This is a genomic window from Vibrio coralliirubri, from assembly GCF_024347375.1.
Taxonomy (GTDB): domain Bacteria; phylum Pseudomonadota; class Gammaproteobacteria; order Enterobacterales; family Vibrionaceae; genus Vibrio; species Vibrio coralliirubri.
Map to the genome: position 1 here is coordinate 63060 of NZ_AP025470.1, position 13263 is coordinate 76322.

The window sequence follows — 13263 nt, forward strand, 5'->3', positions numbered from 1 at the left end:
AATTGAACGAATTTCTCTTCTTGGTCGATCCTGTGACCAAATCCTTCTTAACTTAAGAAAACAGATCCTATTTTGACTAAACAAACTTCCACCACTATGAATCTTACTGAACTGAAGAACAGACCTGTGTCTGAGCTTGTTAAACTTAGCGAAAGCTTAGGTCTTGAAAATCAAGCTCGCCTAAGAAAACAAGATATTATCTTCTCCATCCTTAAAGCGCATGCAAAAAGTGGTGAAGACATCTTTGGTGATGGTGTTCTAGAAATTCTTCAAGACGGTTTTGGTTTCCTACGTAGCGCCGACAGTTCATACCTGGCTGGCCCAGATGATATCTACGTATCACCAAGCCAAATTCGTCGTTTTAACCTACGTACAGGTGACTCTATTGGCGGTAAAATCCGTCCACCTAAAGACGGTGAGCGTTACTTTGCACTGCTTAAAGTAAACACGGTTAACTACGACAAGCCAGACAACGCTCGTAATAAGATTCTTTTCGAAAACCTTACTCCTCTTCACGCTAACGAACGTATGGTGATGGAAGCGGGTAATGGTGCGACTGAAGATATTACGGCTCGTATTCTTGATCTTGCATCTCCAATTGGTAAAGGTCAGCGTGGTCTGATTGTTGCTCCGCCTAAAGCGGGTAAGACAATGCTTCTGCAAAACATTGCTCAAAGCATTGCGCGTAACCATCCTGAGTGTGAACTAATGGTTCTACTTATCGATGAGCGTCCAGAAGAAGTAACAGAAATGCAGCGTCTAGTTAAAGGCGAAGTAGTTGCTTCAACATTCGATGAGCCAGCATCTCGCCACGTACAAGTTGCAGAAATGGTTATCGAGAAAGCGAAACGCCTTGTTGAACACAAGAAAGACGTAGTTATCCTACTGGATTCTATTACTCGTCTAGCTCGTGCTTACAACACTGTGATTCCTTCATCAGGTAAAGTTCTTACTGGTGGTGTTGATGCGAATGCTCTACATCGTCCAAAGCGTTTCTTCGGTGCGGCACGTAACGTAGAAGAAGGCGGTAGCTTGACTATCATCGCAACAGCACTGGTTGATACTGGTTCTAAGATGGATGAAGTTATCTACGAAGAATTCAAAGGTACAGGTAACATGGAACTGCACCTTAACCGTAAGATTGCTGAAAAACGCGTATTCCCAGCGATTGATTTCAACCGCTCTGGTACTCGTCGTGAAGAGCTTCTTACCAAGAACGATGAACTACAGAAGATGTGGATCCTGCGTAAGATTGTTCACCCAATGGGCGAAATCGACGCAATGGAATTCCTTATCGACAAGCTAGCAATGACGAAAACGAACGATGAGTTCTTTGACGCAATGCGTCGTCAGTAATATTGATTAGCTGATCGTTATTTAATAAGCGCTGCCCTCGGGTGGCGCTTTTTATTTGCATTTTGTAGCGCCAGCTTGCAGAATGAGTAAAAGTGTTACAAGGAAGTTAAAATGCAACATGGACTGTTGTCATCATTACTCCTGTCTACTTCACTGTTATTTTCACCGGTTGGTATGAGCTATGCCACCGAGATGTCTCCACTTACAGTAGAGTCTTGGCTTGAGAATGATCAAGTAAAACTGAAAACTGCTGAACTACTCGAGCTTGTCGTACGTGACGAAGTCAATTCGCTACGCTTTGCGCTTGAGCGCCTGACATTTCCCCAGCAAGAGGTGGCTCGTTACCAACTCTTGAAGAAGCTTGAACAGCAAAAAATCGTACTCACACCCAAGATGTCTATCTTCATTGAGCAGCAACTTGCTATCACGCCTACTTATCAAGTCTTAGAGCGTGGAGATGGCTATGAGTTTACGGTACCTGCCTTTAATTACCCTTCAATTGCTAATCGCCTTATTAAACAATGGCGTCAAGATCAGAAGACATTGGTGTTTGTGTTAGATGCAGAGAAACAGGAACTCGACCTAAAAGAGTGGTTATCTGGATCTGAACATCAAGTTCAAACGCGAGAAGCATTGCTCATTAGAGAGCTAGACAGTTTATCTCCTGAAGCGGTTGATTACCTAACTAAGCAACTCACTGCATCTTCTATTGTTAGCTGGTTACCTTCTACTGAGGTGGTGGTTCGATTAGCGCAAGTGAGCGAAGACCCAGAGGTCTACAAAATTCTATGGCGAATGAAGGCCGATTATCATAGCCAAGCTGAGCTAGTTCGCCTTGCTGAAACCAAACAAACGTTCGCGCTTGAACAGGTGATGGCAGCGACTAAGAACCCGCGTTTGAAAGATGAAGCGATTACTTTGCTTACCAAAGTTAACCCGTTATCAGAAGAGGTGAAGCTGTTCCTTGTCTCTAGGATGGCGATTGCTGATGAAGCACCATTAGTTGCGCGTGAACTCGCCAAACAAGGTCATACGCGATGGTTGCAAGATCTCGTCAATGATAACCCTCAGGTGAAGAGTTCTTTGATCGAGCAAGCATTACCGTAAAGTGGATTTTGCCTCTCAATAACCACACTAAAAAGGGGGACCTCAGCGTCACCCTTTTTGATATACTGAGCGCAGAATAATCAGCATGTAGAAGTCCTATGAGTTTTAAAGATTTACGTGATTTTATCGACCATCTTGAAAGTATTGGTCAGTTGAAACGCATTTCTCACCCAGTCGATCCAGACTACGAAATGACCGAGATTAGCGACCGTACTCTACGTGCTGGTGGCCCGGCTCTTTTGTTTGAAAATCCAGTAGGCTATGACATGCCTGTTTTGACCAACCTATTTGGTACACCCAACCGTGTTGCTATTGGTATGGGGCGTCAAGAAGTCAAAGAACTGCGTGAAGTGGGCAAGTTGCTTGCTTACCTAAAAGAACCTGAGCCACCAAAAGGCTTTAAAGACGCTCTTGATAAACTGCCTGTATTTAAGCAAGTCTTGAACATGCCGGCTAAACGCCTTCGCAAAGCGGCTTGCCAACAAGTGGTATGGCAAGGCGATGACGTCGACCTAGATAAAATACCTGTGATGAGCTGTTGGGCTGACGATGTCGCACCATTGCTAACATGGGGTTTAACGGTTACTCGTGGTCCAAACAAGAAACGCCAAAACTTAGGCATCTATCGTCAACAGAAGATCGGCAAGAATAAAATCATCATGCGTTGGTTAGCCCACCGTGGTGGAGCGCTGGATCTGCGTGATTGGATGGAAGCCAACCCAGAGAAGCCATTCCCAGTATCGGTAGCGTTTGGTGCTGACCCTGCCACCATTCTTGGAGCAGTTACGCCAGTGCCGGATACTTTATCGGAGTACGCGTTTGCAGGCTTATTACGTGGTAGTAAAACTGAGGTCGTTAAATCAATCAGCAACGACTTAGAAGTTCCTGCAAGTGCAGAAATCGTGATGGAAGGTTACATTGACCCGAATGAATTCGCGGATGAAGGGCCTTACGGAGATCATACTGGTTACTACAACGAGAAAGAAAAGCACCATGTGTTTACTATTACTCATGTAACCATGCGCGAGAACCCTATCTATCACAGCACCTATACTGGCCGTCCACCTGATGAGCCAGCGGTATTGGGTGTTGCGCTCAATGAAGTGTTTGTGCCTATTCTTCAAAAGCAGTTCCCAGAGATTGAAGATTTCTATCTACCGCCTGAAGGTTGTTCGTACCGAATGGCAGTAGTGACCATGAAGAAGCAATACCCAGGTCACGCTAAGCGAGTGATGATGGGTGTATGGTCTTTCTTACGCCAATTCATGTACACCAAATTTGTATTGGTGTGCGATGAAGATGTGAATGCACGTGATTGGTCTCAAGTAACCGCAGCGATGTGCGAACATATGGATCCGTCACGCGATAGCTTGATGATAGAGAACACGCCGATCGATTCATTGGATTTTGCTTCACCCGTGGTTGGGTTAGGCTCTAAGATGGGTCTAGATATCACTAAGAAGTGGGACGCAGAGTTAGCGTTATCGCCAGATGCCCAAGCAGCACCTGTAAATAGTGAACATATAGAGGGTAGCTTGGCTGAGTTAACCAAGGTTCATCCTGAAATTATTGATATTCACCTGCAAAACGACAATGCCAGCATGGTTGTGGTGTCTATTGATAAGCAAGCAGCCGGTAATGGTAAGAAAATCATGGAAGCGGTTTGGTCTCAATTTGATGAGAACAAGTTTGTTATCGTGTGTGACGGTGATGTCAATGTGAGTGATTGGAATGACATCATTTGGGCGGTAACGACCAGAATGGATCCGGCGAGAGATACGTTATTCCTACAGAATGAAACTGGACACTCAAAAATGGGCCTCGATGCGACCAATAAGTGGGAAGGTGAATGCTTGCGTGAGTGGGGTGTACCAATCACAAAAGATCCTGATGTCGTGAAAAAGATTGATAGCATCTGGGAACAGCTAGGAATTTCATGAGCTACCAAGTAGTCTTATACCCAGAAAACATCAGTTTCACAGTAGAAAAAGGGCAAACGGTCTTGGATGCTGCGCTCAACAGCGATATCTATTTCCCAAACCGTTGCCAAGTTGGCGCATGCGCAATGTGTATGTGCAAAAAATTAGAAGGGCAAGTGAGTTACCACCTTGAACCCATGCTCACAGAGAAAGAGCAGCAACAAGGCTGGATTTTTGCTTGCCAAGCATTTGCAGAAAGTAATTTAGTTCTAACCTTTGCCGATTAAGGGTTAGTAAGAGGAAGAACATGACTATTAAATGTAAAGTGAAGTCTATCGAGCCTTTGGCTTGTAATACTTACCAAATCCTACTCCACCCAGAAACACCGGTCGCTTTTAAAGCGGGCCAGTACCTGATGGTTGAAATGGGCGAGAAAGATAAGCGCCCATTCTCTATCGCAAGTAGCCCTTGCCGCCACGAAGGTGAGCTTGAGCTACATATTGGTGCTGCCGAGCATAATGCTTACGCACTAGAAGTCGTTGAAGCGATGAAGAAGGCACAAGCTGAAGATGGTGATATTGCTATTGATGCTCCACACGGAGATGCTTGGATCAAAGAAGAAAGCGATCGCCCTCTATTACTTATTGCTGGTGGCACGGGTTTCAGCTACGTGCGCTCTATTCTTGATCACTGCATCGCGCAAAATAGCTCGAAAGAGATCTACCTATACTGGGGCGCAAAAGATGAGTGCCAGTTATATGCGAAAGAAGAGTTGGTTGGCATTGCAGAAAAGCATAGCAATGTGCACTTTGTACCGGTAGTAGAAGAAGCACCGGAAGTTTGGCACGGCCAAACAGGTAATGTGCTTGAGGCTATCACGCAAAGTTTCGAATCATTAGCTGATTTCGATATCTATATTGCGGGTCGTTTTGAAATGGCGGGCGCTGCAAGAGACCTATTTACTCAGAATAAAGAAGCAAAGCGCGACCATATGTACGCGGATGCTTACGCATTTATCTAACAATACCCTTAGGTTTTGAGCAAAAAGAGAGCAGAAATGCTCTCTTTTTTACGTTTAGGTGAACTATTAGGCAGTTAACCCCTATTTATTCATTTTTTATGAAAAAGTAGTTGCTAAGCTGAGAGGGTTCCCTATAATGCGACACCACTGAGACGGCAGACGCCACAAGGCTTCAGCAAGAATCAGTAAGACGGAAAGCGACAAAAAATTAATTTTCAAAAAGTGTTTGACACTGAATGTTAATTCGCTAGAATGGCCGTCCACTTCGAGAGGCTCCTTGCTTAAAAGGAACGCTCAAGAAGTTAAGCTCTTTAACAATTTAAACCTATCAATCTGTGTGGGCACTCGTTGATGAATATCAAAACGTTTTATCGTTAGATAAAACAGATTCTTCGGAATCAAAATTGATTTCAATGAACTGAGTGACCAATACGTTTAACTACTTGTAGTTATTCGGCACAGTCAATTCATTACCATTCTGTTGGAATGGTAATAGCTTTAGAATTACATGTTCATGTTTACATGAATATTAGTTTTGAAGTCAGTATTCGTTGAGTCACAAAATCTTAAATTGAAGAGTTTGATCATGGCTCAGATTGAACGCTGGCGGCAGGCCTAACACATGCAAGTCGAGCGGAAACGACACTAACAATCCTTCGGGTGCGTTAATGGGCGTCGAGCGGCGGACGGGTGAGTAATGCCTAGGAAATTGCCTTGATGTGGGGGATAACCATTGGAAACGATGGCTAATACCGCATAATGCCTACGGGCCAAAGAGGGGGACCTTCGGGCCTCTCGCGTCAAGATATGCCTAGGTGGGATTAGCTAGTTGGTGAGGTAATGGCTCACCAAGGCGACGATCCCTAGCTGGTCTGAGAGGATGATCAGCCACACTGGAACTGAGACACGGTCCAGACTCCTACGGGAGGCAGCAGTGGGGAATATTGCACAATGGGCGAAAGCCTGATGCAGCCATGCCGCGTGTATGAAGAAGGCCTTCGGGTTGTAAAGTACTTTCAGTTGTGAGGAAGGGGGTAGTGTTAATAGCGCTGTCTCTTGACGTTAGCAACAGAAGAAGCACCGGCTAACTCCGTGCCAGCAGCCGCGGTAATACGGAGGGTGCGAGCGTTAATCGGAATTACTGGGCGTAAAGCGCATGCAGGTGGTTCATTAAGTCAGATGTGAAAGCCCGGGGCTCAACCTCGGAACTGCATTTGAAACTGGTGAACTAGAGTACTGTAGAGGGGGGTAGAATTTCAGGTGTAGCGGTGAAATGCGTAGAGATCTGAAGGAATACCAGTGGCGAAGGCGGCCCCCTGGACAGATACTGACACTCAGATGCGAAAGCGTGGGGAGCAAACAGGATTAGATACCCTGGTAGTCCACGCCGTAAACGATGTCTACTTGGAGGTTGTGGCCTTGAGCCGTGGCTTTCGGAGCTAACGCGTTAAGTAGACCGCCTGGGGAGTACGGTCGCAAGATTAAAACTCAAATGAATTGACGGGGGCCCGCACAAGCGGTGGAGCATGTGGTTTAATTCGATGCAACGCGAAGAACCTTACCTACTCTTGACATCCAGAGAAGCCAGTGGAGACACAGGTGTGCCTTCGGGAGCTCTGAGACAGGTGCTGCATGGCTGTCGTCAGCTCGTGTTGTGAAATGTTGGGTTAAGTCCCGCAACGAGCGCAACCCTTATCCTTGTTTGCCAGCGAGTAATGTCGGGAACTCCAGGGAGACTGCCGGTGATAAACCGGAGGAAGGTGGGGACGACGTCAAGTCATCATGGCCCTTACGAGTAGGGCTACACACGTGCTACAATGGCGCATACAGAGGGCAGCAAGCTAGCGATAGTGAGCGAATCCCAAAAAGTGCGTCGTAGTCCGGATTGGAGTCTGCAACTCGACTCCATGAAGTCGGAATCGCTAGTAATCGTGAATCAGAATGTCACGGTGAATACGTTCCCGGGCCTTGTACACACCGCCCGTCACACCATGGGAGTGGGCTGCAAAAGAAGTGGGTAGTTTAACCTTTCGGGGAGGACGCTCACCACTTTGTGGTTCATGACTGGGGTGAAGTCGTAACAAGGTAGCCCTAGGGGAACCTGGGGCTGGATCACCTCCTTATACGAAGATATCTTTGATGAGTACCCACACAGATTGATGGTTTAGATTTAGTTAAAGCCAGAGCTTTAATTAATAACGTAAGTTATTGATTAAAGCTTTTTGCTTTATGCTCTTTAACAATTTGGAAAGCTGACTGATTGATTACTTACGAGTAATTCAATCAAATTTAAAAGTTCTCAATGTTTATCTTTCATTAGATAAACACAACAAACACATTCAAGTGTCTTGTATTCGATTCAAACTTGTTTGAATCACAATTGAGTCCGGCAAACAGTCATTGAGAATTAACCCTTCTTGATGACAACCAAAAACCTTGGTTAGTTGCCATACACTAAGACCCTTTCGGGTTGTATGGTTAAGTGACTAAGCGTACACGGTGGATGCCTTGGCAGTCAGAGGCGATGAAAGGCGTAATAACTTGCGATAAGCCCAGATTAGGTAGTAATAACCTTTTGAGTCTGGGATTCCTGAATGGGGAAACCCACTTACATAAGTAAGTATCCTGTTGTGAATACATAACAACAGGAGGCAAACCGGGGGAACTGAAACATCTAAGTACCCCGAGGAAGAGAAATCAACCGAGATTCCGAAAGTAGCGGCGAGCGAAATTGGATTAGCCCTTAAGCTTTTAATGAGACAGATGAAGGCTCTGGAAAGTGCCGCAATAAAGGGTGATAGCCCCGTAATCGACATCTCATCATCAGTGAAAACGAGTAGGGCGGGACACGTGATATCCTGTCTGAATATGGGGGGACCATCCTCCAAGGCTAAATACTACTGACTGACCGATAGTGAACCAGTACCGTGAGGGAAAGGCGAAAAGAACCCCTGTGAGGGGAGTGAAATAGAACCTGAAACCGTGTACGTACAAGCAGTAGGAGCACCTTCGTGGTGTGACTGCGTACCTTTTGTATAATGGGTCAGCGACTTAATTTTAGTAGCAAGGTTAACCGTTTAGGGGAGCCGTAGGGAAACCGAGTCTTAACTGGGCGTACAGTTGCTAGGATTAGACCCGAAACCAGGTGATCTAGCCATGGGCAGGTTGAAGGTTGAGTAACATCAACTGGAGGACCGAACCGACTAATGTTGAAAAATTAGCGGATGACTTGTGGCTAGGGGTGAAAGGCCAATCAAACCTGGAGATAGCTGGTTCTCCCCGAAAGCTATTTAGGTAGCGCCTCGGACGAATACTACTGGGGGTAGAGCACTGTTAAGGCTAGGGGGTCATCCCGACTTACCAACCCTTTGCAAACTCCGAATACCAGTAAGTACTATCCGGGAGACACACGGCGGGTGCTAACGTCCGTCGTGGAGAGGGAAACAACCCAGACCGCCAGCTAAGGTCCCAAAGTATAGCTAAGTGGGAAACGATGTGGGAAGGCTCAGACAGCCAGGATGTTGGCTTAGAAGCAGCCATCATTTAAAGAAAGCGTAATAGCTCACTGGTCGAGTCGGCCTGCGCGGAAGATGTAACGGGGCTAAGCTATACACCGAAGCTGCGGCTACGTACCTTAGGGTATGTGGGGTAGGGGAGCGTTCTGTAAGCCGTTGAAGGTGGTCTGTAAGGGCTGCTGGAGGTATCAGAAGTGCGAATGCTGACATGAGTAACGATAAAGGGAGTGAAAAACTCCCTCGCCGGAAGACCAAGGGTTCCTGTCCAACGTTAATCGGGGCAGGGTAAGTCGACTCCTAAGGCGAGGCCGAAAGGCGTAGTCGATGGGAAACAGGTTAATATTCCTGTACTTCTTACAATTGCGATGGGGGGACGGAGAAGGCTAGGTGGGCCTGGCGACGGTTGTCCAGGTTCAAGTACGTAGGCGGGTGGTTTAGGTAAATCCGGACCGCTACTAACGCTGAGATACGATGTCGAGCTACTACGGTAGTGAAGTCATTGATGCCATGCTTCCAGGAAAAGCCTCTAAGCTTCAGATTGTAAGGAATCGTACCCCAAACCGACACAGGTGGTCGGGTAGAGAATACCAAGGCGCTTGAGAGAACTCGGGTGAAGGAACTAGGCAAAATGGTACCGTAACTTCGGGAGAAGGTACGCTCTTATCAGTGAAGTCCCTTGCGGATGGAGCAGACGAGAGTCGCAGATACCAGGTGGCTGCAACTGTTTATTAAAAACACAGCACTGTGCAAAATCGTAAGATGACGTATACGGTGTGACGCCTGCCCGGTGCCGGAAGGTTAATTGATGGGGTTAGACTTCGGTCGAAGCTCTTGATCGAAGCCCCGGTAAACGGCGGCCGTAACTATAACGGTCCTAAGGTAGCGAAATTCCTTGTCGGGTAAGTTCCGACCTGCACGAATGGCGTAATGATGGCCACGCTGTCTCCACCCGAGACTCAGTGAAATTGAAATCGCTGTGAAGATGCAGTGTACCCGCGGCTAGACGGAAAGACCCCGTGAACCTTTACTACAGCTTGGCACTGAACATTGAACCTACATGTGTAGGATAGGTGGGAGACTATGAAACCGCGTCGCTAGATGTGGTGGAGTCGTCCTTGAAATACCACCCTTGTAGTTTTGATGTTCTAACGTTGGTCCCTGAATCGGGATTACGGACAGTGCCTGGTGGGTAGTTTGACTGGGGCGGTCTCCTCCCAAAGAGTAACGGAGGAGCACGAAGGTGGGCTAAACACGGTTGGACATCGTGTGGTTAGTGCAATGGCATAAGCCCGCTTGACTGCGAGAATGACAATTCGAGCAGGTGCGAAAGCAGGTCATAGTGATCCGGTGGTTCTGAATGGAAGGGCCATCGCTCAACGGATAAAAGGTACTCCGGGGATAACAGGCTGATACCGCCCAAGAGTTCATATCGACGGCGGTGTTTGGCACCTCGATGTCGGCTCATCACATCCTGGGGCTGAAGTCGGTCCCAAGGGTATGGCTGTTCGCCATTTAAAGTGGTACGCGAGCTGGGTTTAGAACGTCGTGAGACAGTTCGGTCCCTATCTGCCGTGGGCGTTGGAAAATTGAAAGGGGCTGCTCCTAGTACGAGAGGACCGGAGTGGACGAACCTCTGGTGTTCGGGTTGTCATGCCAATGGCATTGCCCGGTAGCTAAGTTCGGAATCGATAACCGCTGAAAGCATCTAAGCGGGAAGCGAGCCTTGAGATGAGTTTTCCCTGGCGCTATAAGCGTCCTAAAGGGTTGTCGTAGACTACGACGTTGATAGGCAGGGTGTGTAAGTGCTGCGAGGCATTGAGCTAACCTGTACTAATTGCCCGTGAGGCTTAACCATACAACACCCAAGGGGTTTTGTGGACTCAAAGACAGACCTTGAATGAGTTTGAAGAGAAATAACTTTTAAATACAGTTTTCCGAATTTTAAAATTTGCTTGGCGACCATAGCATTGTGGACCCACCTGATTCCATGCCGAACTCAGAAGTGAAACACAATAGCGCCGATGGTAGTGTGGGGCTTCCCCATGTGAGAGTAGGACATCGCCAGGCTTTAATTTCGACTTTGTCTATTAAATAGACAAGTCACCATAGAGTTCTAAGTTTTCTTAGTATTTTATGTTGACTTTCAAAGTAGAAAGCGTATTATACGCGTCCTGCTTGAGTGCTAAGGCACTGAAAGCAAAGCTCTTTAACAATTTAAACCTATCAATCTGTGTGGGCACTCGTTGATGAATGTCAAAACGTTTTATCGTTAGATAAAACAGATTCTTCGGAATCAAAATTGATTTCAATGAACTGAGTGACCAATACGTTTAACTACTTGTAGTTATTCGGCACAGTCAATTCATTATCATTCTGTTGGAATGGTAATAGCTTTAGAATTACATGTTTACTTCGGTAAATATTAGTTTTGAAGTCAGTATTCGTTGAGTCACAAAATCTTAAATTGAAGAGTTTGATCATGGCTCAGATTGAACGCTGGCGGCAGGCCTAACACATGCAAGTCGAGCGGAAACGACACTAACAATCCTTCGGGTGCGTTAATGGGCGTCGAGCGGCGGACGGGTGAGTAATGCCTAGGAAATTGCCTTGATGTGGGGGATAACCATTGGAAACGATGGCTAATACCGCATAATGCCTACGGGCCAAAGAGGGGGACCTTCGGGCCTCTCGCGTCAAGATATGCCTAGGTGGGATTAGCTAGTTGGTGAGGTAATGGCTCACCAAGGCGACGATCCCTAGCTGGTCTGAGAGGATGATCAGCCACACTGGAACTGAGACACGGTCCAGACTCCTACGGGAGGCAGCAGTGGGGAATATTGCACAATGGGCGAAAGCCTGATGCAGCCATGCCGCGTGTATGAAGAAGGCCTTCGGGTTGTAAAGTACTTTCAGTTGTGAGGAAGGGGGTAGTGTTAATAGCGCTGTCTCTTGACGTTAGCAACAGAAGAAGCACCGGCTAACTCCGTGCCAGCAGCCGCGGTAATACGGAGGGTGCGAGCGTTAATCGGAATTACTGGGCGTAAAGCGCATGCAGGTGGTTCATTAAGTCAGATGTGAAAGCCCGGGGCTCAACCTCGGAACTGCATTTGAAACTGGTGAACTAGAGTACTGTAGAGGGGGGTAGAATTTCAGGTGTAGCGGTGAAATGCGTAGAGATCTGAAGGAATACCAGTGGCGAAGGCGGCCCCCTGGACAGATACTGACACTCAGATGCGAAAGCGTGGGGAGCAAACAGGATTAGATACCCTGGTAGTCCACGCCGTAAACGATGTCTACTTGGAGGTTGTGGCCTTGAGCCGTGGCTTTCGGAGCTAACGCGTTAAGTAGACCGCCTGGGGAGTACGGTCGCAAGATTAAAACTCAAATGAATTGACGGGGGCCCGCACAAGCGGTGGAGCATGTGGTTTAATTCGATGCAACGCGAAGAACCTTACCTACTCTTGACATCCAGAGAAGCCAGTGGAGACACAGGTGTGCCTTCGGGAGCTCTGAGACAGGTGCTGCATGGCTGTCGTCAGCTCGTGTTGTGAAATGTTGGGTTAAGTCCCGCAACGAGCGCAACCCTTATCCTTGTTTGCCAGCGAGTAATGTCGGGAACTCCAGGGAGACTGCCGGTGATAAACCGGAGGAAGGTGGGGACGACGTCAAGTCATCATGGCCCTTACGAGTAGGGCTACACACGTGCTACAATGGCGCATACAGAGGGCAGCAAGCTAGCGATAGTGAGCGAATCCCAAAAAGTGCGTCGTAGTCCGGATTGGAGTCTGCAACTCGACTCCATGAAGTCGGAATCGCTAGTAATCGTGAATCAGAATGTCACGGTGAATACGTTCCCGGGCCTTGTACACACCGCCCGTCACACCATGGGAGTGGGCTGCAAAAGAAGTGGGTAGTTTAACCTTTCGGGGAGGACGCTCACCACTTTGTGGTTCATGACTGGGGTGAAGTCGTAACAAGGTAGCCCTAGGGGAACCTGGGGCTGGATCACCTCCTTATACGAAGATATCTTTGATGAGTACCCACACAGATTGATTAGGTTTAGAAAAGTTAAGAGACGATATTGGGTCTGTAGCTCAGCTGGTTAGAGCGCTCGCCTGATAAGCGGGAGGTCGGTGGTTCAAGTCCACTCAGACCCACCAATATCGACCTAGATGGGGCTATAGCTCAGCTGGGAGAGCGCCTGCCTTGCACGCAGGAGGTCTGCGGTTCGATCCCGCATAGCTCCACCATCTTTAAGTATTCTCTTAAGAGAGTCTTTAAAAATGGTTCAATTTATTGAATCAAGCTCTTTAACAATTTGGAAAGCTGACTGATTGATTTACTT

General features: G+C 47.3%; 5 protein-coding genes, 2 tRNA genes and 4 rRNA genes. All 11 read left to right on the forward strand.

Going from position 1 to position 13263, the window contains the following annotated elements; all coding sequences use genetic code 11:
• Window positions 1-96: 96 nt before the first annotated feature.
• On the forward strand, window positions 97-1356 hold the full coding sequence (gene rho / locus OCV20_RS00290; RefSeq protein ID WP_017062978.1) for a transcription termination factor Rho: 1260 nt from the start codon (window positions 97-99) through the stop codon (window positions 1354-1356).
• A 111-nt stretch (window positions 1357-1467) separates the two neighbouring features.
• Window positions 1468-2463 (forward strand): hypothetical protein, encoded by a 996-nt coding sequence (locus tag OCV20_RS00295; RefSeq protein ID WP_017059249.1) that lies wholly within the window; start codon window positions 1468-1470, stop codon window positions 2461-2463.
• 98 nt (window positions 2464-2561) lie between these two features.
• The gene (ubiD, locus tag OCV20_RS00300; RefSeq protein WP_086773569.1) at window positions 2562-4403 is read left to right on the forward strand and encodes a 4-hydroxy-3-polyprenylbenzoate decarboxylase; all 1842 of its coding nucleotides are present in this window, start codon (window positions 2562-2564) and stop codon (window positions 4401-4403) included.
• Complete coding sequence (locus OCV20_RS00305) at window positions 4400-4669, forward strand: 2Fe-2S iron-sulfur cluster-binding protein (RefSeq protein WP_008224727.1); 270 nt, start codon at window positions 4400-4402, stop codon at window positions 4667-4669. The genes ubiD and OCV20_RS00305 overlap by 4 nt, the downstream gene beginning before the upstream one ends.
• A gap of 20 nt (window positions 4670-4689) precedes the next feature.
• Window positions 4690-5403 (forward strand): NAD(P)H-flavin reductase, encoded by a 714-nt coding sequence (gene fre, locus OCV20_RS00310; RefSeq protein ID WP_017055264.1) that lies wholly within the window; start codon window positions 4690-4692, stop codon window positions 5401-5403.
• A 568-nt stretch (window positions 5404-5971) separates the two neighbouring features.
• Window positions 5972-7526 (forward strand): 16S ribosomal RNA (locus OCV20_RS00315).
• Between the two features lie 353 nt (window positions 7527-7879).
• A 23S ribosomal RNA gene (locus OCV20_RS00320) occupies window positions 7880-10773 on the forward strand.
• A 96-nt stretch (window positions 10774-10869) separates the two neighbouring features.
• Window positions 10870-10985, forward strand: a 5S ribosomal RNA gene (gene rrf, locus OCV20_RS00325).
• Between the two features lie 394 nt (window positions 10986-11379).
• Window positions 11380-12934, forward strand: a 16S ribosomal RNA gene (locus OCV20_RS00330).
• The 16S, 23S and 5S rRNA genes sit together here with 2 tRNA genes alongside, the layout of an rRNA operon.
• Window positions 12935-13001: 67 nt before the next feature.
• Window positions 13002-13078, forward strand: a tRNA-Ile gene (locus tag OCV20_RS00335).
• Window positions 13079-13092: 14 nt separating this feature from the next.
• A tRNA-Ala gene (locus OCV20_RS00340) sits at window positions 13093-13168 on the forward strand.
• Window positions 13169-13263 lie beyond the last annotated feature (95 nt).